This window comes from Pseudoclavibacter sp. JSM 162008 (assembly GCF_041366455.1).
GTDB lineage: Bacteria > Actinomycetota > Actinomycetes > Actinomycetales > Microbacteriaceae > Pseudoclavibacter.
Window position 1 is genome coordinate 101,288 of sequence record NZ_JBEWYX010000004.1, and the last position, 23,141, is coordinate 124,428.

23 protein-coding genes, 1 tRNA gene and 1 pseudogene are annotated in these 23,141 nt (G+C 69.0%); 12 read left to right on the top strand and 13 right to left on the bottom strand.

What is annotated here, in order from left to right:
* The first annotated feature begins 63 nt into the window (after positions 1-63).
* Entirely contained in the window at positions 64-1,554 is a 1,491-nt protein-coding gene (locus ABVF28_RS04675) for a malate:quinone oxidoreductase (protein WP_371029650.1), read from the top strand.
* A 386-nt stretch (positions 1,555-1,940) separates the two neighbouring features.
* Here ABVF28_RS04675 and ABVF28_RS04680 read toward each other — a convergent pair whose 3' ends face one another.
* Positions 1,941-3,179 carry an APC family permease gene (locus ABVF28_RS04680; RefSeq protein ID WP_371029651.1) on the bottom strand — a complete coding sequence of 413 codons (1,239 nt, stop codon included), beginning with the start codon at positions 3,177-3,179 and terminating at the stop codon, positions 1,941-1,943.
* A gap of 88 nt (positions 3,180-3,267) precedes the next feature.
* On the opposite strand from ABVF28_RS04680, the gene ABVF28_RS04685 reads away from it, so the two are divergent.
* Together ABVF28_RS04685 and ABVF28_RS04690 are read left to right on the top strand one after the other, a co-directional pair.
* Positions 3,268-3,777: an N-acetyltransferase family protein gene (locus tag ABVF28_RS04685; RefSeq protein WP_371029652.1), complete on the top strand. Its 510-nt coding sequence runs from the start codon at positions 3,268-3,270 to the stop codon at positions 3,775-3,777.
* Between the two features lie 91 nt (positions 3,778-3,868).
* A complete protein-coding gene (locus ABVF28_RS04690) occupies positions 3,869-4,471 on the top strand; it encodes a thymidine kinase (RefSeq protein WP_104252157.1) in 603 nt (200 codons plus the stop codon).
* Positions 4,472-4,523: 52 nt separating this feature from the next.
* On the opposite strand, the gene ABVF28_RS04695 is transcribed toward ABVF28_RS04690, so the two are convergent.
* Positions 4,524-5,558, bottom strand: coding sequence for a methionine synthase (locus ABVF28_RS04695; protein WP_104252304.1), 1,035 nt, complete (start codon positions 5,556-5,558; stop codon positions 4,524-4,526).
* A gap of 20 nt (positions 5,559-5,578) precedes the next feature.
* Entirely contained in the window at positions 5,579-6,571 is a 993-nt protein-coding gene (locus ABVF28_RS04700) for a DUF1852 domain-containing protein (RefSeq protein ID WP_371029653.1), read from the bottom strand.
* Positions 6,572-6,692: 121 nt separating this feature from the next.
* Here ABVF28_RS04700 and ABVF28_RS04705 point away from each other — a divergent pair, with 121 nt between their 5' ends.
* The 3 genes from ABVF28_RS04705 to ABVF28_RS04715 all read left to right on the top strand — a co-directional run bounded on the left by ABVF28_RS04705 (position 6,693) and on the right by ABVF28_RS04715 (position 8,243).
* Complete coding sequence (locus ABVF28_RS04705) at positions 6,693-7,634, top strand: LysR family transcriptional regulator (protein ID WP_271984368.1); 942 nt, start codon at positions 6,693-6,695, stop codon at positions 7,632-7,634.
* A 91-nt stretch (positions 7,635-7,725) separates the two neighbouring features.
* Complete coding sequence (locus tag ABVF28_RS04710; protein ID WP_104252159.1) at positions 7,726-7,989, top strand: type II toxin-antitoxin system Phd/YefM family antitoxin; 264 nt, start codon at positions 7,726-7,728, stop codon at positions 7,987-7,989.
* Entirely contained in the window at positions 7,986-8,243 is a 258-nt protein-coding gene (locus ABVF28_RS04715) for a type II toxin-antitoxin system RelE/ParE family toxin (RefSeq protein WP_104252160.1), read from the top strand. Before ABVF28_RS04710 ends, ABVF28_RS04715 begins: the two co-directional genes overlap by 4 nt.
* Positions 8,244-8,340: 97 nt before the next feature.
* Here ABVF28_RS04715 and ABVF28_RS04720 read toward each other — a convergent pair whose 3' ends face one another.
* Together ABVF28_RS04720 and ABVF28_RS04725 are read right to left on the bottom strand one after the other, a co-directional pair.
* On the bottom strand, positions 8,341-9,990 hold the full coding sequence (locus tag ABVF28_RS04720; protein WP_371029654.1) for an amidohydrolase: 1,650 nt from the start codon (positions 9,988-9,990) through the stop codon (positions 8,341-8,343).
* Positions 9,987-11,249, bottom strand: a complete 1,263-nt coding sequence (locus tag ABVF28_RS04725; RefSeq protein WP_371029655.1) for an MFS transporter — start codon at positions 11,247-11,249, stop codon at positions 9,987-9,989. The genes ABVF28_RS04720 and ABVF28_RS04725 overlap by 4 nt, the downstream gene beginning before the upstream one ends.
* A gap of 214 nt (positions 11,250-11,463) precedes the next feature.
* Between ABVF28_RS04725 and ABVF28_RS04730 the strand changes: the two genes are divergently transcribed.
* The 3 genes from ABVF28_RS04730 (at position 11,464) to ABVF28_RS04740 (ending at position 14,548) form a co-directional block, all read left to right on the top strand.
* Positions 11,464-12,078: a TetR/AcrR family transcriptional regulator gene (locus tag ABVF28_RS04730; protein WP_371029656.1), complete on the top strand. Its 615-nt coding sequence runs from the start codon at positions 11,464-11,466 to the stop codon at positions 12,076-12,078.
* Between the two features lie 152 nt (positions 12,079-12,230).
* Positions 12,231-12,893, top strand: a complete 663-nt coding sequence (locus ABVF28_RS04735; RefSeq protein ID WP_371029657.1) for a hypothetical protein — start codon at positions 12,231-12,233, stop codon at positions 12,891-12,893.
* Positions 12,890-14,548, top strand: a complete 1,659-nt coding sequence (locus ABVF28_RS04740; protein ID WP_371029658.1) for a polysaccharide deacetylase family protein — start codon at positions 12,890-12,892, stop codon at positions 14,546-14,548. Before ABVF28_RS04735 ends, ABVF28_RS04740 begins: the two co-directional genes overlap by 4 nt.
* Before the next feature lie 43 nt (positions 14,549-14,591).
* On the opposite strand, the gene ABVF28_RS04745 is transcribed toward ABVF28_RS04740, so the two are convergent.
* The 3 genes and pseudogenes from ABVF28_RS04745 to ABVF28_RS04755 form a co-directional block, all read right to left on the bottom strand.
* Positions 14,592-14,984 (bottom strand): DUF1801 domain-containing protein, encoded by a 393-nt coding sequence (locus tag ABVF28_RS04745; RefSeq protein WP_371029659.1) that lies wholly within the window; start codon positions 14,982-14,984, stop codon positions 14,592-14,594.
* A gap of 68 nt (positions 14,985-15,052) precedes the next feature.
* A complete protein-coding gene (locus tag ABVF28_RS04750) occupies positions 15,053-15,262 on the bottom strand; it encodes an SDR family oxidoreductase (protein WP_371029739.1) in 210 nt (69 codons plus the stop codon).
* A 29-nt stretch (positions 15,263-15,291) separates the two neighbouring features.
* Positions 15,292-15,834, bottom strand: a pseudogene (locus ABVF28_RS04755) (SDR family NAD(P)-dependent oxidoreductase); the annotation flags it as partial.
* A 153-nt stretch (positions 15,835-15,987) separates the two neighbouring features.
* Between ABVF28_RS04755 and ABVF28_RS04760 the strand changes: the two are divergent.
* Together ABVF28_RS04760 and ABVF28_RS04765 are read left to right on the top strand one after the other, a co-directional pair.
* Entirely contained in the window at positions 15,988-17,091 is a 1,104-nt protein-coding gene (locus ABVF28_RS04760; RefSeq protein ID WP_371029660.1) for a glutathione S-transferase family protein, read from the top strand.
* Positions 17,088-17,600 carry a DinB family protein gene (locus ABVF28_RS04765; protein ID WP_371029661.1) on the top strand — a complete coding sequence of 171 codons (513 nt, stop codon included), beginning with the start codon at positions 17,088-17,090 and terminating at the stop codon, positions 17,598-17,600. Before ABVF28_RS04760 ends, ABVF28_RS04765 begins: the two co-directional genes overlap by 4 nt.
* A gap of 98 nt (positions 17,601-17,698) precedes the next feature.
* On the opposite strand, the gene ABVF28_RS04770 is transcribed toward ABVF28_RS04765, so the two are convergent.
* Both ABVF28_RS04770 and ABVF28_RS04775 read right to left on the bottom strand, forming a co-directional pair.
* On the bottom strand, positions 17,699-18,595 hold the full coding sequence (locus ABVF28_RS04770; RefSeq protein ID WP_371029662.1) for an aminoglycoside phosphotransferase family protein: 897 nt from the start codon (positions 18,593-18,595) through the stop codon (positions 17,699-17,701).
* Positions 18,596-18,680: 85 nt separating this feature from the next.
* Complete coding sequence (locus ABVF28_RS04775; protein WP_371029663.1) at positions 18,681-18,833, bottom strand: hypothetical protein; 153 nt, start codon at positions 18,831-18,833, stop codon at positions 18,681-18,683.
* A 53-nt stretch (positions 18,834-18,886) separates the two neighbouring features.
* On the opposite strand from ABVF28_RS04775, the gene ABVF28_RS04780 reads away from it, so the two are divergent.
* The gene (locus tag ABVF28_RS04780; protein WP_371029664.1) at positions 18,887-19,342 is read left to right on the top strand and encodes a hypothetical protein; all 456 of its coding nucleotides are present in this window, start codon (positions 18,887-18,889) and stop codon (positions 19,340-19,342) included.
* A gap of 103 nt (positions 19,343-19,445) precedes the next feature.
* On the opposite strand, the gene ABVF28_RS04785 is transcribed toward ABVF28_RS04780, so the two are convergent.
* The 3 genes from ABVF28_RS04785 to ABVF28_RS04795 form a co-directional block, all read right to left on the bottom strand.
* Positions 19,446-19,519, bottom strand: a tRNA-Pro gene (locus ABVF28_RS04785).
* An 85-nt stretch (positions 19,520-19,604) separates the two neighbouring features.
* The gene (locus tag ABVF28_RS04790) at positions 19,605-22,133 is read right to left on the bottom strand and encodes a transglycosylase domain-containing protein (protein ID WP_371029665.1); all 2,529 of its coding nucleotides are present in this window, start codon (positions 22,131-22,133) and stop codon (positions 19,605-19,607) included.
* 4 nt (positions 22,134-22,137) lie between these two features.
* Positions 22,138-23,121 carry a metallophosphoesterase gene (locus ABVF28_RS04795; RefSeq protein WP_146080837.1) on the bottom strand — a complete coding sequence of 328 codons (984 nt, stop codon included), beginning with the start codon at positions 23,119-23,121 and terminating at the stop codon, positions 22,138-22,140.
* Between the last annotated feature and the right edge of the window lie 20 nt (positions 23,122-23,141).

The following is a 23,141-nucleotide window of genomic DNA, read 5'->3' on the forward strand; positions in this document are numbered from 1 at the left end:
ATGTGCAGGCCGCACCACCCACGTGAAGCGGATGCGCATCCGCCCCCGTCGTAGACTGATTCGGTGACTGATTCACAGAAGATCTACGACGTCGTTCTGATCGGCGGGGGCATCATGAGTGCCACCCTCGGCTCGCTGCTCTCGAAGCTCGAGCCCGAGTGGAGCATCAAGATCATCGAGCGACTCGACGGGCTCGCTCAGGAGAGCTCGAGCCCGTGGAACAACGCAGGCACGGGCCACGCCGCCCTCTGCGAGCTCAACTACACGCCTGAGAAGGACGGCGTCATCGACGCGTCCAAGGCGATCCAGATCAACGAGCAGTTCCAGGTGTCGCGCCAGTTCTGGGCCACGCTCGTCGAGGCCGGCGAGCTGCCCGAGCCGTCTGGCTTCATCAACTCCGTGCCGCACATGACGTTCGTGCGTGGGGCCGAGAACGTCGACTTCCTGCGCCGCCGCTTCGAGCTGCTCAAGACCGAGCCCCTCTTCTCGACGATGGAGTTCTCGGACGACCCGGAGGTCATCCAGGCCTGGGCTCCGACGCTCGTCGATGGCCGACCGGCAGGCGAGAAGATCGCGGCGACGCGCGTTGCCGCGGGCACCGACGTCGACTTCGGCTCGCTCACCCACAAGCTCGTGCAGGGCCTCGTCGACCGCGGCGCCGTGCTGCGCCTCAACACGGAGGTCATCGCGCTCCGCCAGCAGCGCGACGGCATCTGGCAGATCGCGACGCAGCAGCTCGCCGGCGAGCAGAAGGGCCGCAAGAACGTCACCCGCGCGCGCTTCGTGTTCGTCGGAGCTGGCGGCGGGGCGCTCCCGCTCCTCCAGAAGTCGGGCATCGAGGAGATCAAGGGCTACGGCGGCTTCCCGATCTCCGGACAGTTCCTGCGCACCGACAACCCCGCGGTGGTCGAGAAGCACCTCGCGAAGGTCTACGGCAAAGCATCGGTCGGTGCCCCGCCCATGTCGGTGCCGCACCTCGACACCCGCGTCGTCGACGGCAAGCCCGCCCTCATGTTCGGGCCGTACGCGGGCTTCAGCCCCAAGTACCTCAAGACGGGCAGCTACCTCGACCTCATCAAGTCGCTGCGCCCGCACAACCTCATCCCGATGCTCGCCGTCGCGAAGGACAACTTCGACCTCGTCACCTACCTCGTCGGTCAGGTGCTCGCGAGCAAGGACAAGAAGTTCGAGCAGCTCAAGGAGTTCTTCCCCGAGGCGAACTCCGCCGACTGGCGCCTCATCACGGCCGGTCAGCGCGTGCAGGTCATGAAGAAGGACCCGAAGCGCGGCGGAATCCTGCAGATGGGCACCGAGGTCGTGGCGAAGAAGGACGGCTCGATCGCCGGCCTCCTCGGCGCCTCGCCCGGCGCATCCGTCGCCGTCCCGGTCATGATCGACCTGCTCGGCCGCTGCTACCCCGACAAGAAGGCGGAGTGGGCACCGAAGCTGGAGGCGCTCGTTCCGAGCCTCGGCACCGACGTCAACGCGTCGGCGGAGCTCGCAGACTCGACGCAGTCAGCCAGCGCCAAGGCGCTCGAGCTGAACGCGCACTAGGGGCCTCGGCCGGGGCAGCACCCCGGCCCGCCGCCGCCGCACGCCACCGAGGCCGTCCCGCACAAGCGGGGCGGCCTCGGTGGCGTGCGGCGCGCTGGGGCCTTCGAGCTCTCACCGCGCCAGGGCGTCATGGTGATGTGGGTCTGCGTCGTTGTCGACACCTCATGTGCCAGTCAAGGTGACGTGAGGTCGAAAATGCTGCATCAGACGGCGATGTTCGTCGCCTCGTCACCGTGACTGTCCGCGTCGAGTCCGTTCGTGTCGCGGGCCGCCATGGCGGGGCCGCGTTGCCGCGCCACGGGGCACGCGGACGCGTTGCCGCGGCCACGCGCCACGCGGGCACAACCGCGCCACGCGCCACGCGCCACGTGGCTGCGAGCGCTCGGTCAGCCGCGTCTCGCCCGAAGCACGAGGCGCGCGAAGACGCCGACGAGGAAGACCGCGAGGGCAGACACCAGGGCGAGCGGTGGCAGGGTGATGACAGGGGCGACGCAGCCCGCGGCACCGAAGAGCGACACGGCGCGGGGCGCGCTGCGGTGCTCCCGCGCCTGCGTGAGGGCGCTGAGGTTGGCGACCAGGTAGTAGACCAGCACGCCGGCGCTCGAGAAGCCGATGACTTCGCGGATGTCGCCGACGCAGATGAGCAGGGCGGCGCCGACCGCGACGGCCAGCACTGCGGCTCTCGGCACCGCGGTCGACGGATGCTGCTGCGCCAGCGCACCGGGGAGGTCACGTCGACGACCCATCGCCATGGCGGTGCGGGAGCTGCCTGCGAGGACGGCCGAGAGCGCGCCGATCGACGAGACGGCGGCGAGGACGCTGACCGCGGCGACCGCGACCGGCTGGGTCTCGACGAGCGCCGCGATCGGGGCCGGGGTGAGCGCGAGTCTTCCTGGACCGAGCGTAGTGAGGAGGACCCAGCCGAGTGCGGCCAGCAGGGCGCTCACGATCACGAACGACAGGAGCATCGCCCGGGGGACGGTGCGCCTTGGATGGCGCACCTCCTCGGAGAGCGTCGCGACGCGGGCGTAACCGGCGAAGGCGAAGAACAGGATGCCGGCCCCCTGCAGCACCCCGTGCGCCGAGAACAGGGCATCGTCGCCGCTCGCTGACCCGAACATCGGCGGAGAGACCTGCGCGACGATCATGACGCAGATCAGCCCAGCGATCACCACGCTGCCGATGACCGTCGCGACGGCGGCGGTGCGCGTGATGCCGAGCATCCCGGCCGCCGTGACGGCGAGCAGCACGGCGAGCGCGACCGGCCGGGCGAAGGGTTCGGGCACGAGGTAGGCGGCGGCGGTGATGGCCATGGCGGCGACCGACGCCGTCTTGCCGATCACGAACCCCCAGCCGGCGAGGAACCCCGGCCACTCGCCGAGCTGCTCGCGGCCGTAGAGGTACACGCCGCCTGCTCCCGGATGCTGGCGCGCGAGCTGCGCGGTCGAGGCGGCGTTGCTCGCGGCCACGGCGAGCGCGACCGCGAGGCTCAGGAGGAGCCAGCCGCCCGCAGCCTGTGCCGCCGGGGCGAAGGCGGAGAAGACTCCGGCGCCGAGCATCGCGGAGACGCCGATGGCCGTCGCGCCGACCGTGCCGATCTTCCTCGGCCCCGCACCTGTCGTCATCCGCTACCCCACCTCGTCCGTGCCACCGTGCTGTCGAGGTGACGATAGAGGCGGCAGGTGAACGCCGCGCGGCGAGTACGCTCGTGCGATGACCGAAGCTCAGTTCACGATTCGTGCGACGACGCCAGACGACTGGCGGGCGGTGCGGGCGATCAGGATCGAGATGCTCAAGGACACCCCGATCGCGTACACGGAAACCCTCGCGGAGGCGTTCAGCCATGATGAGCGGGAGTGGCGCAGGCGTGGCGCGCGGGGCGCGGCCGCCGACGGCATCTCGCTCGTCGCCGAGCTCGAAGACGGCAGCTGGGTCGGCACGATGGGCTGCGTCTCCTTCAGGGACGAGCCGTGGCCCATGCTCGTGAGCGTCTACGTGGCGGAGGGCTACCGGGGCCCGGCGGCGGGGGTGACGGATGCGCTGCTCGGCGAGGTCGAGGCGTGGGCGTCGTCGCGCGCATCCGGTCTCATGCTGCACGTGCACGAGGACAATGCGCGGGCTCGGGCTGCGTACGAGCGGCGCGGGTTCGTCGCGACGGGCTCCACGATTCCGTACCCCCTGAACCGGCGGAAGCGGGAGCTGGAGATGGTCAAGCGGCTCTGACGTCGCACGCTGGGGTCGGTGCCGCGGGGTGGGCGCATGCCGTTGCGGGCGGGTACGATCGACCGGGCTCAGCCCTGAAACGAGGAGGACCATGGCCAAGCTGTACTTCCGCTACGGGGCGATGAACTCGGGCAAGTCGACGGCGCTGCTGCAGGCGGCGTTCAACTACGAGGAGCGCGGGCACCGGGTTGTGCTCGCGAAGCCCGCGGTCGACACGAAGGCTGAGGGCGAGATCGCCTCTCGCCTCGGCATGACGAGGCGCGTCGAGATCCTGGTGGGTGCCGAGGACAGTCCCCGCGAGCAGCTCGCGGCGCTGGTCGCCGACGGGCAGCCCATCTCGTGCCTGCTCGTCGACGAGGCGCAGTTCCTGACGACCTGGCAGGTCGATGAGCTGCTGCGCATCGCGGTGCTCGACGGCATCCCGGTGCTCGCGTACGGCATCCGCACCGACTTCCAGACGATCGCATTCCCCGGCAGCCAGCGGCTGCTCGAGATCGCGCACTCGCTGGAGGAGCTCAAGACGATCTGCCGCTGCGGGCGGAAAGCGATCTTCAACGGCCGCCGCGTCGCGGGCGAGTTCGTGTTCGACGGTGGCCAGGTCGCGATCGACCAGGGCGAGGTCAGCTACGAGTCGATGTGCGGCAACTGCTACCTCGAAGCGTCGCACGGACGCCTTGGGGCCGGGCGCGTCTAGGTCGCATCTGACCGGCGCATCCGACCCCGTCGCGTTCATCTCGGTCTAGCGGTCAGGCCTGCTCGCCCAACTCCGCGCGGAGGATGGCAGCTCCCGCAGACAGCGCGCTCAGCTTGCCGTAGGCGACGTCGCGCGGCAGAGGAGCCATGCCGCAGTTGGTGCTCGCGATGAGCTTGTCTGCATCCACGAACTGGAGGGCCTTGCGGAGCGTGTCGGCGACCTCCTCCGGCGTCTCGATCTGCTCGCTTGCCACGTCGATGGCGCCGAGCATGACCTTCTTGCCGCGGATGAGCTCGACGAGGTCCGTCGGCACATGGGAGTGGTGGCTCTCGAGCGACACGATGTCGATGGAGGACTTCTGGATGAGCGGGAACGTCCGCTCGTACTGACGCCACTCGGCCCCGAGCGTCGCCTTCCAGTCGTTGTTCGCCTTGATGCCGTAGCCGTAGCAGATGTGCACGACCGTCTCGGCGCGCAGGCCCTCTGCCGCGCGCTCGAGGGCTGCGACTCCCCAGTCCGCCACGTCGTCGAAGAAGACGTTGAAGGCGGGCTCGTCGAACTGGATGATGTCGACGCCGGCCGCCTCGAGCTCCTTGGCTTCCTGGTTGAGGATGGTCGCGAACTCCCACGCCAGCTTCTCGCGGCTCTTGTAGTGCCGGTCGGAGAGGGTGTCGATCATCGTCATCGGCCCTGGGAGCGCCCACTTGATGGGCTGGTCGGTCTGCGCGCGCAGGAACTTCGCGTCGTCGAGGAAGACGGGCTGCTTGCGGCTCACGGCTCCGACGACCGTGGGGACGCTCGCGTCGTAGCGGTCGCGGATGCGGACCGTCTCGCGGTTCTCGAAGTCGACGCCCTCGAGGTGCTCGATGAACGTCGTCACGAAGTGCTGGCGGGTCTGCTCGCCGTCGCTGATGATGTCGACGCCGCGTCGGCGCTGTTCCTGCACGGCGATGCGCAGCGCATCCTGCTTGCCTTCGACGAGCGCCGCGCCCTCGAGCTCCCAGGGAGACCAGAGGACCTCGGGCTTGGCGAGCCATGACGGCTTGGGGAGGCTGCCTACGCTGGCAACGGGGAGGAGGGTGTTCATGATCGTCGATCCTTCGTCGGTCATCGGGCGGAGACGGAGTAGTTGGCGGCCCACGCATCCAGCACGTCGCCGTGCGGCTTCACGAAGTGCTCGGCCGTGTACGCGCCCTGTGTCTTCGCGAGCTGGCTGCGCTCTTCGCGGTCGTAGCCGATCTCGGTGCGGGAGAAGTCCTGCTGGTCGAGCGTGGGGCTGTAGACGTTCGCGGCGGCTGAGTTGGCGTTGTAGATCTCGGGGCGGTAGATCTTCTGGAACGCCTCCATCGTGCTGATCGTGCCGGTGAGCTCGAGGAGCGAGTAGTCGCTGAGCAGGTCGCCGCGGAAGTAGAACGCGAGGGGCGCGACGCTGCCTGGCGGCATGAAGTAGCGGACCTGCAGGCCCATCTTGCCGAAGTACTGGTCGGTCAGCGAGTAGTCGTCCTGTCGGTACTCGACGCCGAGGACCGGGTGGTGGTTGTCGGTGCGCGTGTACGTCTTGCTCGTGGAGACGCTGATGCAGATGACGGGCGACTTGTGGAACCGCTGCCGGTAGGCGGGGGAGTCGAGGAAGTGCTGGAAGAGCTTGCCGTGCAACTCGCCGAAGCCGTCCGGCAGGGTGAACCCGATGCCGCCCGCGTTCGCGGCTGGCAGCAGCACGCTGAAGTCGTAGTCGCGCAGGTAGGAGGAGAAGTTGTTGCCCACGATGCCTTGGTGGCGCTTGCCGGTCTGCTGGTCGACGATGCCGATGTCGAGGACCTCGAGGAGTGGGAACTCCCGGTCGTCGCCGTCGTCGTCGAACTGCAGCGAGGCGGAGATGATGTCGAGCTCGAGCGTGTACCGGTCGCCGGTGGGGTTGTCCCAGCGGGCGAGGTCGTTGAAGCGCCGGTCGATCATCGTGAGGGCGTTGCGGAGGTTCTGCTGGCGGTGCTCGCCGCGTGCCAGGTTGGCGAAGTTCGTGGTGATGCGGGAGCTGTCCGACGGCGCGTAGTGCTCGTCGAAGCGCGTGGTGGTGATGTTGAACGTGATGTCGTTCGCCATGTGAGGCCAATCCGGGAGTCGTGAGGCCGGCAGGCCTGTGGGCGTGGATGCATTTATTGTGCAGGCGGGCGCCGGCTATCGGGTAATCCGTCGCAACTATTCGTCACTATAGTTTTGGGCTATGAGTCGGCGATCGAACGGCGTGACCCTGCAGCAGCTCCACTACTTCGTGGAGGTCGCCGCGGAGCGCTCGATCAGCGCCGCCGCCGACGTCCTCTTTGTCGCCCAGCCGACGATGTCGGCGGCGATGAAGGACCTCGAGGCGCGCGTGGGTCGCGCCCTCCTCGTCCGGTCGGCGCGCGGCGTCTCGCTCACCACCGACGGCACCGAGTTCCTCCGGTACGCGAAGCAGGTGGTCGAGCAGATGGCACTCCTCGAGCAGCGGTACCTGGGCCGTCCGCCGTCGCGGCGTCTGCTCGGGGTGTCGGCGCAGCACTACTCGTTCGCGGTGGATGCGTTCGTGCGGATGGTGAAGGCGACCGGGGCGGCCGAGTACGAGTTCTCGCTGCGCGAGACCCGCACGTGGGAGATCATCGAGGACGTGCGGACGCTCCGCAGCGAGCTCGGTCTCCTCTACCGGAACGACTTCAACGGCAACGTCATCGACAAGCTGCTGCGGGATTCAGGTCTGGTGTTCCATCCGCTGTTCCTCGCGCAGCCGCACATCTTCGTCTCGCGGCGGAACCCGCTCGCGTCCCGGAAGCGTGCGACGCTCGACGACTTGGCTGACCTGCCGCGCCTCACCTTCGATCAGGGCGCGAACAACTCGTTCTACTTCGCCGAGGAGATCCTCTCGACCCTGTCGAGCAGACGGGAGATCCGCGTCTCCGACCGGGCGACGATCTTCAACCTCATGATCGGCCTCGACGGCTACACCATCTCGACCGGCATCATCAGCGACGACCTCGACCCTGGCATCGTCGCCGTGCCCCTGGAGGTGGATGAACGTATCGAGATCGGCTGGATCGGCCACTCCGCGATCCCCCTCACCGAGCAGGCGCAGCGGTACCTCGACGAGGTGCGGGCGGTTGTCGCGGAGGCGGGTGTGGAACTGCTCGGGTAGGGGCAACCTCAGATCGCCTCCCAGGTCTCGAACTTTTAGTGCATTATCGCGCACTCTGTACGTTTTCTTCGATTCGACGTACGCTGTCCCCATGAGTCAGATCGCTATCACCGATGCCCGTGCTCGCCTGGCCTCGATCATCGACGACGCGCGCCTCGAGCCCGTGTACCTGACTCGGCGGAACCGGCCCGTCGCGGCCGTGATCGACGCCGCCCAGTTGCAGCAGCTCCTCGAGGACGCAGAGGAACTCGCGGACATTCGAGCAGTGGACGCTGCGTGGGAAGAGACCGAGGCGCTGGGGGAGGAGCCGATTCCGTGGGATGCCGTCAAGCGTGACCTCGGCCTCGCTCTGTGAGCTACCAGATCCTGGTCCTCCCGGCGGCGGCCAGAGCCATCAAGAAGCTCCCGCCGGAGGCGAAGCGTCGCATCCAGGCCGCGGTCGAGCTGCTCGCGGAGGACCCACGACCACCTGCCGCGAAGAAGCTCACCGGACGCCCTGAGTGGCGCGTTCGGACCGGTGATTACCGCGTGCTGTATCGCATTCAGGACGACGTCTTGACCGTGGTGATCGTTCACGCTGGCCACCGGCGTGAGGTCTACGACAAGTAGGCGGGGCGAGTACTCGCTCCTGTGCGCACACTTGGGGCGGCCAGCGCTGCTTCCCGTGTGGTCCTGACCCCGTTTCTGCGCGATCACCTGTCCTCGGTTAGGCGCGACGTCCGGCCTCGAACGTCACCCGCCCGGCGACAACCGTCAGCACCGTCCGTGCCGTGAGCAGGCTCGCGGCGGGCTCGCTCAGCACGTCCGTGTCGACGACGAAGAAGTCGGCGGCGAGTCCCTCGCGGATCTCGCCACGCCAGTCCGCGTCGCCGACCGAGGCGGCCGCATCCCTCGTCGCGTGCACGATCGCGCGCTCGATCGGCACCGTGCGGCCAAGTATCTGCGCGGCAGGGAAGCTCGGGTCGAGCGCCGACTCGCGGGTCGCCGCGACGTACAGGTTCGCGAGCGGACCGTAGGGGGCGGTGGGCGCATCCGTCGAGAACGCGAGCGTCGCCTGCGCGTCTTCGTACTCGTGCCACGCGAAGCCGCGCTCCACACGGTCGTCGTCGAGCTGCGCGATCCAGTTGTCGAGGATCGCCGGGTCGGCGTGCACGGGCTGCATGGATGCGGTGATGCCGAGGTCAGCCATGCGCTCCGCCGTGCCGGGCGCGGCGTACTCGAGGTGCTCGATGCGGTGTCGGCGCTCGATGGCGCCGTTCGCCTCGAACGCGTGCTCGAGCGCATCCAGCGCCATCGTGCTCGCGGCGTCTCCGATGGCGTGCATCGCGACCTGCAGGCCAGCCGCATCAGAGGCCGCGACCACGGGGAACAGACGTTCCACAGGCCAGATGGCGTCGGCGTTCGAGCCGTCCGAGTACGGCTGGCTCATGGCCGCCGTGCAGGCGTCGATCGTGCCGTCGAGGATGAGCTTGATGCCGACGACCCGCAGCCACGGGGACGTGTGTTGCTCCGCGAGCGCCCTGGCGCGCTCGACCTGCTCGAGGTTCGCAACATCGTCGTCGGCATTGGACACAAGCCAGTGCGCGGCGACCCGCAGTGGAAGCTGGCCCTCACGGCGGTCGGCGGCGCGCTGCAGCGCATCGAGGGCGACCTCGTTGAGCGCCATGTCGACGACTCCCGTCACCCCGGCCTCGCTGTAGGCGGCGAGCACGCGTTCAACAGCGGCGTCGCGGTCGGCGTCGGTCATCGCGAGGTCGCGCTGCACCCACGCGTACTCGACCGCGGCGGTCTCGTAGAGCATGCCGTTCGGCTCCCCGTCGGCGTCGCGCTCGATGCGTCCGCCGCTCGGGTCCGGCGTCTCACGAGTGATGCCGAGCTCGCGCAGCGCCGCGCTGTTCACCCAGCACGAGTGGTAGTCGTTGGCGTCGAGGTACACGGGCACATCGGCCACGACCTCGTCGATCATCGCCGCTGTCGGGGCGCCGCCGGGGATCGAGTCGAAAAGCCAACCCCGACCCCGAAGGACCCTCGCATCCGGGTCAGCGGCCCGAGCCTCCGCGAGCAGGCGCTGAACCTCGGCGAGATCGCGCGCGTCCGTGAGCCCGACCTGCCCAAGTGCCTCGCCCATCATGACGAGGTGCGTGTGCGCATCCGTGATGCCGGGGAGCACCAGCTGCCCGCCGAGGTCGACGGTCACGTCTGGCTCCGCAGCGAAGGCACGCGCATCCGCCTCGTCGCCGACGAACGCGAACGCGCCGTCACGCACGACAAACGCGCTCGCGTCCACGTCATCCATGGGATCAGCGGATGCGGTGCCCTGGAAGACGCGGCCGTTCAGGTAGAGGGTGGTGGTCATGCGAGTGCCTCCGCGGTGTTCGGGATGGATCGTTCGGTGCGAGTGGAGATGGCCGCGATGATGCCGGTCGGCACGGCGAGGACGAAGCTCGTGATGCCGAGCGCCAGCGTGAAGCCCTGCGCCCCGAGGAGCTCGCTCAGGCTGGCGCCGATGAGGGGCGTGAGGGCCGAGCCGACGAGGTACACCGACAGCAGCGGTCCCGACCAGCGGCCGCGAGCATCCAGCGCCGCCGCCGTCGACAGGAAGTACATGAACGCGACGGCGTAGATCGAGTTCCAGGCGACGAACGCCACGATGAGCGCCGTCTCGTCGGTGAGCGTGCCCTGCACGATCTTGAGGATGCCGCCCAGCACCAGCAGGACAACAAGCGGGACGGCACGGCCGAGGCGGTTGCCGACCGCCATGAGCGCGAGCGAACCGAGGAGCCCGCCCGCGGTGGCGCCGGAGAGGGCGATGCCCAGCCCCTCCGGCGTCAGGCCGCTGGTCTCCGCGCCGATGATGCCGATCATGGCCCACAGCGAATCCTCGCTCGCGGCCCAGAGGGCGAAGACGATGAGCAGGACGAAGCCGCTGATCGTGAGGAGGCGCGAGGGCGCGGCGCTCTGGGTGCGGATCGCGCCGGTCGGCGGGATCTCGATGGGCATGGCCTCGCCCGTCGCGGCCCCTGCCGTTCCGAGGCTGGCGCCCTGGTCGAGGATGGGTGCGCGGGGGAGCCACGTCGTCACGACCAGGCCGATGGCTGAGAAGAGCGCGAGCGCGCCGAAGACGTTGAGGGGCGCGAGTCCGAGGATGGGGAGGACTGCGAGGACGATCGTGATGACGCCTCGGTTCGCGAAGCCGTTCCATCCCGCGACACGATCCGGGTTCCGGAACGACGCCATCGCCGCTCCGGCGGAGGCCACGGCGCCGCCCGCTCCGACGCCGCCGATCAGCAGGCCGGGAATGGTGAGCGCCGGGACGAGGGCCGCAGCGAGGAAGCCGAGCGTCGCGATGCCGAGCCCGATGCGGGCGACCAGGTGCCGACGCCTCCCGGCGCAGAGGCCCGCGGCGGCAAGGCCCGCGACGGCGGTCAGGAGGAGCGTGCCCGTGACGAGCCAGCTCGCGGCGAGCACATCGAGGCCGATCGCCTCCTGTGCCGCGCTGATCATGTAGGGCGACAGGTTCACGGCGAGGTACCCCGCGATCGCGATGGCGAACGTCGCGGAGGCCGGCGCGAAGCGCAGGGGCACCCGTGTGCTGAGTTCGGCTGCAGTTGTCATGGGGCTCCAGTGGGGTCTGGGCTCGGCCGGGGCCGGGTCGCTGCGTGCAAAGTCGTGATGCGTCGTTGAGACGAACGTTTGGCGAACACCATTCGCCAGCGAATGGTGTTCGCTAGTATGCACGGAGACGGGCTCGAGCGGTAGTCATCCCGAACATTTTCCTCGAATGCCCGAATCGGATGCACAACGTCGCGGCGCGCGAAGGAGCGAGTGGATGGACGGACGCAGGATCGTGGGCCTCACGCCAACCCTCATCGCGGACGCCGGCCTCGAGCTGGTCGAGGGAGGCGAGCCGTTCGGCGTCAACGCCATCGCCCGCAAGCTGGGCGTGCGGCCGTCCTCGCTGTACAAGCACGTCTCCGGGCTCGACGACATCGTCGAGCTCATGCGTGGCCGCCTCGTCGAGCGGTATCGCACGCTGCCCGCCGATCAACCGTGGGACGCGTTCGTGGAGGATGTCGTGCGCCGACAGCGGCGCATGTACGCCGACCATCCGGCACTCCTCCCCTTCCTCATCGGGAAGACCATCACGAGCCCAACGGTGATCGACGCCTACGACGACCTCGCCGTGGCGCTGCAGTCCGGCGGATTCCCCGACGACGAGATCCTCACCCTCGTCGGCATGATCGACGCGTTCGCCCTCGGTTTCGGGTTGGAGCTGGCCTCGCCGGAACAGGTCTGGCAGCCGGAGGCACCCACCCAGCTCTTCGGGAAGCTCCTCGCTGCCTCCCGATCGGGTTCTGAACGCGTCGAGCGCTCGTTCGAGCTGGCCCTCGATGTCCTCCTCGCCGCGCTCCGAGACCGCCTCCCCTTGCGAGACCAGGACTGAGTTGTGGTTGCTCCCGCGCCGGTGAAGCGACCACAGGTCCGCCCCCGGCGCAGCGAGAGGCACGAACTTCCGCGTGAGAGCCGATCGGAAGCGCTCTCGAGTCAGTAGCCTGGGTGCATCCGTCCGCGCCCCCCGACAGTCCGGAGCCTCCGATGACGACCCCGCATCACGCAGCCCCCGAGCGCACGCGCAGCAGCCCCTGGCTGTACGTCGCGCTCGGCGTCGTGCTGGTCGCTGCGCTCGCGGTGCTCGGGTTCTTCTTCGGAGGCTCGCTGCTCACGCAGATGACGAGCCGAGCGGCGGAAGCCGACGAGACGGTCGCCGTGGGCGGAGGGGAGACGGGAGTCTCGGTCGTCGCGCCGACCGGGTGGGTCATCGTGCCCCACTACTTCGGAACAGACGTCGTCACGCTTCGCAGCCCGGATGCGCGCCTCGAGATCACCCTGCGGGTGCCGGCGCAGCCGCTGTCCATGGTGGATGCCTCCGACGCCGCAGCCGGGGAGGCCGCCGAATCGCTCGTGCGCGACGGCGAGGTGCCCGAGGGGGCCCTGACCTCCGGGCTCGGCAGCCTGTTCTGGATCGACGAGGCCCCGAAGGACGGGCTCTCGGTTCGCCACGGCAGCTACGAGTACGGGCAGCCCGCCGCCGAGGGGCAGGGCGCACCCGGTGTGATGGTCGGGGCCGCGGCCGTGTCGAGCCCGGGCGCCGTCTCGCCGAACGCGTCGGTGCAGTTCAGCGCCAGCGCCGACGACCTCGACCGCTACCGTCCGGCGATCGCCCAGATCCTCGAGAGCATCGGCGGGCCGGTCGCATGACGGATGCATCCCGACAGCGCTCCAAGCGCCGCCCTGTCCGGCGCCTGCTCGGCGTCGCGATGCTCGGCGTGGCCACCTTCGCGCTCGCGGCCTGCACGCCAGCACCCGATCTCGCCTGGCAGCCGCCCGTGCGCGCCGCCGTCACGAGCTTCGATGAGACCACCGGCGACGTCGCCGGCGCGGAGGCTGGCGCGACCCCGCTCGATCACTACCGCATCCGCGATTCGGCGCCGGCGGTGGACGCGAGGTGGACGGAGGTGCCGGGCCAGACCGACCTGAACACGCGCATCCGCTTGCTCGTCATCGACACCGTCGGCGCGTTCGCATCACGTCTCGGCACGGTCTACGAGCCGGAGGCCGCCGCGGCCGGTGCCGGGCTCGGCAGCCGCGGCTGCGAAGCAGGTTCGAGCAGTACCCCCGCGGCGGAAGTGCTCGCGCAGGGAGGCGCCGCCGAAGGGGAGGCGCTGGTCATCACCTGCGAGATCGTGGTGGCGAGTGGCAGCGAGTTCGGCGAGCGCGTGCGCGTCGTCGAGGGCACCGTCGGCGCGACGCCGGCCGTGACCCGCGACGAGAGCTTCGTGTTCTTCGCCGACACGGCCACGGCGCAGCAAGCAGGCGGGGCCGACGTCATCACGGCAGACGCGGCGCTCTCGATCTGGAACGAGCTCGTGCTCGCCGCGCGCCGCGAGCTCGGAGCGCTCTGGGACACGCAGGTCGCGCCGCCGAGCGAGGCCAACGCCGCCGTGCTCGCGCAGGGCTTCGCCGACGTCACGCCGACGCCAGACGGCGGGTTGCGCATCGGCATCCCCGCCGGGCTGCTCACCCCCGAGATGGATGTGTCCGGCGGCGCGGACGCGGCCCCGCCGGTCTCCCCGGACGGTGAGACGACGCTGGTGGTCGGCGAGCCGATCTCGCACCGTTTCCCGAGCATCCACATCGCACCGGATGCGGCGGCCCCCATGCTCACCGACCTCGGCCGCGAGCTCGTCGCGGCCTCCGCGACGCCGCAACCGCTGCTCGCTGGCGAACGGCCGCCGGCGGGGGAGCGCGATGTCAACTGCGAGCTGTTCGCGTGCGTCGCCCTCACCTTCGACGACGGACCAGCGCCGATCACGGAGACCCTGCTCGGGCAGCTCCGCGAGCAGGACGCGACCGCCACCTTCTTTCTCGTCGGCCCCAACGTGCAGCGCTATCCGGAGATCGCACGGCAGATCGACGACGACGGGCACCAGCTCGGCAACCACTCGTGGTCGCATCCGCAGTTCACGACCCTCGACGACAAGAAGATCGAGGAAGAGGTCAAGAAGACGAACGACGCCATCCTCGCCGCGACCGGCGAGCGGCCGAGCGTCTTCCGGCCCCCGTACGGCGACGTCGACGCGCGTGTGCTCACGAAAGTCGGCATGCCCTCGATCCTCTGGGACATCGACACCCTCGACTGGGAGGGGCCGCCGCACGAGACGATCGTCGACCGCGGAGCGAACGAAGCCGAGGCGGGCTCGATCATTCTCATGCACGACATCCACGACTCGACGGTGGATGCGGTGCCCGAGATCCTCACGGGCCTGCACGACCGAGGGTTCGTGCTCGTCACCATCGACCAGATCTTCGGCGGCGTCCCGGCCGCGGGGAACAGCTACACCTCGGCGCGCTGAGCGGCGGTGCTCTGGGGCCGCACGCTGCAGGGTCCGCGGTCGGTCAGGCCTCGACCTGCTCGGCCCAGGACCGCACGATGCCGGCCAGCGCCTCGCGGGCGTCTTCGAACTCGGCGAGGCTCGAGAACGACGCGACGGCCCGGTGCCGGCCGGGCCATGTGAGCAGCTTCGGGGGAGTGGAAACCACGATCTCCGGATGCTCCGGCTTCACCTTCGCGCCCGTGTGGAGCACGAGCTGCACGGCGCTCGGGCGCCGCAGGTTGAGGGTGGCGAAGTCGTCGGCAACCTCGTAGTTCGGTGCCTTCCACTTGATGCTCTCGACGACGGCGGGATGCGCGTCGAGAAGCAACTCGCGCAGGCCAACCGCGACGTCCTTCTGCGGATGCTCGAGCTCGGCGAAGTAGGCGTCGACATCTGGGGACGGGGCGGCGGTCATGCCGTCAGCGTAGACCCGTGGCCTGCTGACGGTCGGGCCCGCCGCCCCGTTCCGAGATCAGCGCCCGGTTAGTACTTCGCGGACTGCCCGCCGTCGATCGGCACGACTGCCGCGTTGATGTAGCTCGCGTCGTCCGAGAGGAGGAACGCGACGACGGACGCGATCTCCTCCGGCTGTCCGTAGGCTTCGTCGGGTTGATCTGGATGAACTGCTCTGCCGCCTTCTTGGGGTTCTCGGCGTCGAGCTGACGCATGGAGTTCTCGACCATCGGGGTCCAGATCGCGCCGGGCGCGATGGCGTTGATGCGCACGCCGAACTGGCCGTACTCGACGGCCGAGTTGCGGGTCAGGCCGACGACTCCGTGCTTCGCGGCGGCGTAGCCGGACTGGTTGCCGACGCCGCGGATGCCGCCGACGGAAGCCGTGTTCACGACGTAGCCGGAGCCCTGCTCGCGCATGACCTTGAGCACCTTCTCGAGACCGAGGAAGACGCCGCGGAGGTTGATGGAGACGACCCGCTCGAACTCCTCGGCGCCGAAGTCCTCGGTGAGGTTCTGGCGGCCCTCGATGCCGGCGTTGTTGAAGAAGCCGTCGATACGGCCGAAGTGCTCCACGGTGGCCGCGACGTACGCCTCGGTCTCGGCTTCGCTCGAGACGTCCGCGGTCGTCGTGAAGACCTCGGCGTCTGGCGCAGCTTCGCGGATGGCGGCCTTGCTCGCCTCGAGACCCTGCTCGGAGATGTCGACGAGCGCGAGCTTCCCACCCTCGCTCGCGACGCGGACGGCGGTCGCGCGGCCGAGGCCGGACCCTCCGCCAGTGATCAGAACGACCTTGTTGGTGAACCGGGACATGCTGCTCCTTCGTTGAATCGCATCGCCCGGCAGGCGCAGGACGACACTTTAGTTATGTCTTGGGCCAGTGAAATTATTCCCGCAGCCTGACGCCCTACCACCCCGCACTTTCGCCCCCAGGGAGCATCCACATCCGCTTCCTAGGATTGCGACATGACTCAGGCGACGCAGGATGCACGGCCAGACGGCGAAGAAGCCCGCGAAGAAGCGGCAGAGCAGGGCGTGTACTCGAAAGCGGGTCAGCCCTTCGACCGCGACACGAACTACATCGGCGACCGCATCACGAAGGACGCACGCCCGGTGGGCGACGGCATCCAGACCTGGCCCGTCGAAGCCGGCCGCTACCGACTCGTCGTGGCCCGCGCCTGCCCCTGGGCGAACCGCGCCATCATCGTCCGCCGCCTCCTCGGCCTCGAGGACGCGATCTCGATGGGCGTCTGCGGACCCGTGCACGACAAGCGCTCCTGGACGTTCGACAAGGACCCGGACGGTCTCGACCCCGTGCTCCGCATCCCGCGCATCCAGGACGCCTACCTCACTCGCTTCCCCGACTACCCGCGCGGCATCACGGTGCCCGCGATCGTGGATGTGCCGAGCGGCGGAGTCGTCACCAACGACTACCCGTGGATCACGCTCGACTTCTCGACCGAGTGGACCGAGTTCCACCGCGACGGGGCGCCCGACCTCTACCCGGAGCCGCTGCGCGACGAGATGGACGCCGTCATGAAGCACATCTACACGGAGATCAACAACGGCGTCTACCGGTGCGGCTTCGCGGGCTCGCAGGAGGCCTACGACGAGGCCTACGACCGGCTCTTCTCGGCGCTCGACATCGTCTCCGAACGGCTCGAGACCCGCCGCTACCTCATGGGCGACACCATCACCGAAGCCGACGTTCGACTCTTCACGACGCTCGCCCGCTTCGACGCCGTCTACCACGGCCACTTCAAGTGCAACCGGCAGAAGCTCAGCGAGATGCCGGTGCTGTGGGCCTACGCGCGGGACCTCTTCCAGACCCCCGGCTTCGGCGACACCACCGACTTCGTCGACATCAAGCGCCATTACTACGAGGTGCACCGCGACATCAATCCGAGCGGCATCGTGCCAGCGGGCCCAGAGCTGCACAACTGGAACCTGCCGCACTTCCGCGAGCAGCTCGGCGGCTCCCCGTTCGGCGACGGCACCCCTCCGGGACCCAACCTCGAGCCCATCGAAGCGGGCCACGACCTCGTGCACCTCGGGCGGTCCCACGCATGAGCGCGTCCGTGGTCGACGTGCTCGACGACTTCGCCGGGCGCCCCCTCGAGGCCGCGGAGCGACTCGCCAGCGAGCTGAACCCCGACGCGCTCAACGCGCACCCGGGCGGGCACGACAACTCGATCGCCTGGCTGCTCTGGCACACGGGACGCGAGATCGACGCGCAGGTCGCCGGGCTCACCGAGGGTGAGGAAGTCTGGTCCTCGCAAGGATTCGACACCCGCTTCGGGCTCGGCGAGCTGGGCGATTCAGTCGGATACGGGCACACGCCCGCCGAGGCGCGGGCCGTGGCCGTCGACGACGCGGCGCTGCTGCTCGACTACTTGCGTGCCGCGACGGATGCGCTGCGCGCGCACATCCGCTCGCTCAGTGCAGACGCCCTCGGCGAGGTCATCGACGAGGACTGGGACCCGCCCGTCACGCGAGCCGCCCGCCTCGTCAGCATCATCGACGACGCGGCCCAGCACATCGGTCAGGCCGCCTACGCGGCAGGGATCCTGCGCGGCTGAGGTTGCGCTCGGCGCATCCTCTCCGGATGGGTCGTTCTCACCCCGTTTCGACGCTCGAAACGGGGCGAGAACGACCCATCTGCGGGCGGTGCGCGCACTCAGAGGTCCGACAGCGCCTTCGCGATGGCCAGGTGCATGGTCACGAGCGTCGGCCATCCCTCCTCGGCGACCTGGTGGGCGTTCAGCACGGCGTGCGCGATGCACCACTCTCTCGCATCGTCGAGGTTGATGCCGGCCTCGCCGCAGATGAGCTCGACTCGGCTTCGCACCTCGGCGTGCGTGAGCGACCCGCCGCGGTAGTCCTCGACGCGGGTGCGCAGCGCGGGGTACACCTCGAAGCCGGCCGGACCCGCCACGGGCTTCGGGTCGATCGCCAGCCACGGCTCCCGACCCGCCGCGAGCACGTTGCCGAAGTGCAGATCCAGATGCAGCAGCCTCGGCTCGTAGGGTCTGGCGTCGAACGTGTCGAGCGCCCGGTCCACCCAGCGGCGGGGCACCGACGGCGGATGCGCACGCAGCGGCTCGATCCACCCGCGCGCCTCCGCGCGGAAGTCGGGAACGGAGCGCGGGGGAGCGACGTTCAGCCGACGCAGCAGGCCGCCGATCACGAGGCACGCGTCATCGGTCTCGATCCCGTGCAGGTTCCGATCGGAGTCGAGGGGCTCGAGAAGCAGCGCGAAGTCCGCGGGGTGGGCGGCCGCCAGCCGCACGATGCCTCCACCGTTCCAGTGACGCAGGCCGAGGTGCTCGGACGCCGCCTCCCGGTGCGGCCAGCTGAGCTTCAGCATCTGCGGCTCACCGCGCCGGGTGACCGGGATGACGATCGCGTTGTGCCCATTGCGGGTATCACCAGCCACCAAGAGATCCCAGGCGTCGAGCCGCTCGTCGATGAGCGAGGGCAGTCGGCGCAGCCAGGCGTCGCCGTCATCTCCGATGTCCGCGGGCCGCCCCGAGAGGCGCCGCACGAGGTCGTCCGGAATCAGCACTTCGCCCACGCGTTCGACATGCGCCGAAGCTACACCATGGCCGCCGAGGGGCTCTGGCGAGCGCATCCGGAGGCCATCGCGGGTCAGGCGAGGGTCATCCTGCCGAACCGGTCCCGCGTCGGTCGGTCAGGCTGTCCAACAGCGTCTGGGTCAGCCAGTTGCGGTACTGCTCGTCTGTGAGTCCGTTCTCGCGGACCTGGAGGAGGTAGACCTCGGGCGAGTTGAGCACCCAGACCAGATCGAGCACGCTCTGCTCGTCCAGGTCCGGTTCGACCGCGCGCGCTCACGCTCACCTTCGCCGTGACCGGCATCGGCCTCTTCGAGGGTCATGTCACCTACCCCTCCTGGTACAACCTGATCGCCATCGACGACTTCGCGGCCTACCACGCAGACTTCGGCAAGCGGCTGATCCCATGGCTGCCCGTGCCGCTGCTGGCCGCTACCGCGCTCAACGGCCTTCTCATCCGCTGGTGCCCGACCCGTGTCCCGCGCGGCCTGGTGGTCGCCACCTTCGCGGCCCAGCTCGCGATCTGCGGAGTCACCGCGGCCATGGCACTCCCGCTCCAAGCGCAGCTGGACGCACCCGGCCACAGCCCAGACGAGATCGCGGAGCTCTTGGACCGACTGTCTCGCATGAGCGTCCTCCGCGACGTGCCTGGGATCGGCGTCGCCGCCGCCTTCGTCTGGATGCTGCAACGCCAGCTCGCCGCCGGATCCGATCGTGTCGAACGGAACCGGACGCTCCGCCGGAGATGACCTGATTCGCGCTGGCGAACTGCCAGGACGCGGACCGCCAAGGCATACGCTGACGCGCGCACAAAAAAGGTCCGAGTTCGCACTGCGAACTCGGACCAATCTGTCGGGGTAGCGGGATTTGAACCCACGACCTCTTCGTCCCGAACGAAGCGCGCTACCAAACTGCGCCACACCCCGATCGCTCACCGCCGAGCGGCGAACTCCCCAAGAGTACCCGAAGCTGGCTCGCGCCGCCAACCGAGGGCGCGAGCCACGGAAACTTCTAGGGGCCAGACGAGACGAACAGGCGAAGCTGCCCGGTCGGCTCGATCGGCGTACCCGTTGCAGGATCCGTGCGAATCACCTGGCCGCTCGGAACGGTGGCGCTCGCCTCGGAGATGACGGTCACTGTTCCGGTGAACCCTGCACCGGCCAGAAGCGAGGTCGCCTCGTCCTGCGTCTTCCCGGTCACGTCCGGAGCCAGCAGGCCGGTCGTCGAATCATCGGGGAGCGCGGAGGGGTGGATGGTGACGGTCGTCCCCTTGTCGACACGCGTGTTTGCTGTCGGCAGGGTGTTCGCGACGCTTCCAGGCGACTGGTCCGAGTCGGCCGAAGGACCGATCGAGACGCCGAAGCCGAGGCTCTCGAGCACCTGGCGCGCCTCTTCCGTGGAGCGTCCCGTCAGGTCTGGGATCGTGGCGAGAACCAGGGCGTCCTCATCCTCGACGTACTCGGGGAAGTCTCCACCCCCGTAGGTGCTCATCGCGTGCCCGATGATGTCGTTGAAGAGCACGTGACGTGTCTGGCTTCCCGCCGCGAGCGGCAGGTCGACGTCGTACATCGGCAGGAGGCCGTTGGCGTTGCCGACCCAGACAGCGAGGCCGACCTTCGTCGTCGCTCCGACCATCCACGTCTGCAGGCCGTTGTCGGTGGTGCCCGTCTTGCCGATGAGCGGCACGATGCCCGGGTTCGACCGGGAGCCGGTGCCCCCGTTGACGACGCCAGCAAGGGCTTCGTCGACGCCGGCCGCGACCTGCGGGGAGACAGCCTGGATGCAGCGTGACTTGGGCCCGGTGACCTCCGTGCCGTCGGGCAGCGTCACGCGGTCGATGCCCGTGGGGGAGCAGGAGACGCCGTTGTTCGCGAGGCCGGACATGACGGTCGCCATGGACAGCGGCGCCATCTCGTTGGCGGCGCCCAGGATGGCGGCGGGAACGGACTGGTTGATGGCCCCGTCAGCGCGGTGGCCGCCGAGTGCCATCGCGGTGTCGCGGATGCGGCACTGGTCGAGGCGCTCGGCCATCGTCACGTAGGCGGTGTTGATCGACGACGCCGTCGCCGACTTCACGGAGACGGTGCCGACGCGCTGGCCGCTGTCGTTGGTCGGTGCCCACGGGCCGTCGGATTCGGCCTCGCACGTGTTGGAGAAGTTCTCCAGGTAGAAGGTGCGGTTCTGGCCGGGCACCGAGGAGTAGAGCGACTTGCCCGACGCGATCCACTCGGCGAGCGTGAAGATCTTGTACGTCGATCCGGTCTGGAAGCCCGTCGAGCCGCCGTACTCGTAGTCCGCGTTGTAGTTCACGGAGGTGACGCCGGGCTGCTCCTGGTTCTCTGCGACCTCGCTGAACTGGGTGTTCTGCACCATCGCGAGGATGCGTCCCGTACCGTTCTCGACCATGGAGGCCGCGGCGCCCAGGTCGGTTCCCGGGTAGGTCGACGGCACCGCGTTCTGCATGGACTGCGTCGCGACGCTCTGCATGTCGAGGTCGAGGGACGTGTAGATCTTGTAGCCCTTGCCGGCGAGGTTGAAGTTGCGCTCAGCCTCGGTGGCGCCGAACGCCTCGTCCTGGAGCACGGACAGCTGCACGAACTTGCAGAAGTACTTGGCGTTGCCCTCCGCGAACTCGCAGCCGTGGTTCGGGTCCTTGACGTTCGGCTCGACAGGCAGCGCGATGGTCGACTCGTAGGTCGCCTGATCGATCGCGCCTTCCTCCATCATGCGCATCAGGATGTAGTCGCGGCGCTCTTTGTTGCCCTCGATGTTCTCTTCGCGGTCGAGGCGGTAGGCGTTCGGCTCCTGCACGATGGCGATCAGGCTTGCGGCCTCCTGCAGGTTCAGGTCGATCGCCGGCTTGCCGAAGTAGCGCTGGGCGGCCGACTCGATGCCGTACGTGGTGCCGCCGAAGAGGGCGATGTTGAGGTAGCCCTGGAGGATCTCGTCCTTCGAGTACTGCTGCTCGACACCGATGGCGAGACGCATCTCCTGCAGCTTTCGCCCCGTGTTCGGGTCGGTCGCCTCGATGTAGGCCTTCTCGCTCTCGGCGGGGTCGAGGATGGCCTCGGCCTCCTGCACGCGCACGTTGCGGACCCACTGCATGGTGATGGTGGAGGCGCCTGCGGAGGCGTCGCCGATGACGGACGTGACGAGCGCGCGGGCCGCGGAGATGACGTCGACGCCGTCGTGTTCACGGAAGCGCGGGTCCTCCACCGAGATCGCCGCGAGCGGAACCCATGGCGAGATCTTGTCGAGCGGCACCTCGACGCGGTTCTGGTTGTAGAACTGGGCGAACTTCACGTCCTGCCCGCCCTGCTTCGCGTAGAGCTCGGTGACCTGCTGGAGCTCGTTGATCTCCAGGTAGTCGGGGAGGCTCTCGAAGAGGTTGATCGAGCTGTTCTCCGCGATGTTGGCGACGGAGACGAGCGGAGTCACGAGCGCGGTGATCAGGACGGCGGCGAGGCCGCTCACCCCGACCAGGCCGAGGACGCGCGTCAACGGACCGCGCTTCCAGCTTCCACGTTTCTTTGTTGCCATGGCGTCACGATACCCGGGGTAGGAAGGTCAGGAGGGTCGCTTCCGGCGGGCACGCGAAACGCACGGGAGCGTAGATCGACGTGCCGAGGCCGGCGGAGACGTGGAGTGCGGCCGTGCGGCCGCGCGAGGTCCAGGCGCTCAGGCCCTTGACCTGCTCGCGTGGGATGTCGCAGTTGGTGACGAGTGCGCCGTAGCCGGGCACGCAGACCTGGCCGCCGTGGGTGTGACCGGCGAAGATCGCATCCGCGCCGAGGTCGACGAGGCCGCTGAGCACCCGCTGGTACGGGGCGTGCGCGAGCCCGATGGTGAGGTCCCAGTCCTGGCCCTCCGACGCTTCCCGCAGTGCTTTGCCCGCCGCCGCGAAGTCGTCGGCCTCGATATGCGGGTCGTTGACACCGAAGAAGCGGATGCGCCTGCCGGCAACCTCGAGCACGGCCGCCATGTTGTTGAGCGGCGTCCATCCGAGGCGATTGAAGTGCCCGGTGAGGGTCTTCGTGTCGAGGTGCGGGGCCTTCTTCGCGACGTGCGCGGAGCGTCCGAAATAGGTGAACGGGTTCTTGAGCACGGGGCCCAGGTAGTCGTTCGAGCCGTAGACATGCACCGAGGGGATGCCCTCGAACGGCTCCAGCATGTGCGCGACCGTGGGGATGGCGTCGACGTGACCCAGATTGTCGCCGGTGCCGACGACAAGGTCGGGCTTCAGCGCGGCGAGGCCTCGCACGAAGTCCTGCTTCTTGCGCTGCCACGGCGCGACATGGAAGTCGCTGAGGTGCAGTACACGCAAGGGGGCCGAGCCTGGCGGCAGGATGCGCGACTCGACGCGGCGCAGGCGGAAGGCCCGGCGCTCGATCATCGTGCCGTAGACGGCGGTCGCCGCCCCCACCCCGAGAAGGGTGAGGGCGACGGCGCTTGCGGCTCCGAGAGATGAAGAGCCTGGTCCGAGTCGGGAAGGTCTCCCGGAGCTCGAGGTGGCGACAGGATTCGCCATGGTGGAACTCGTTTCAGTCA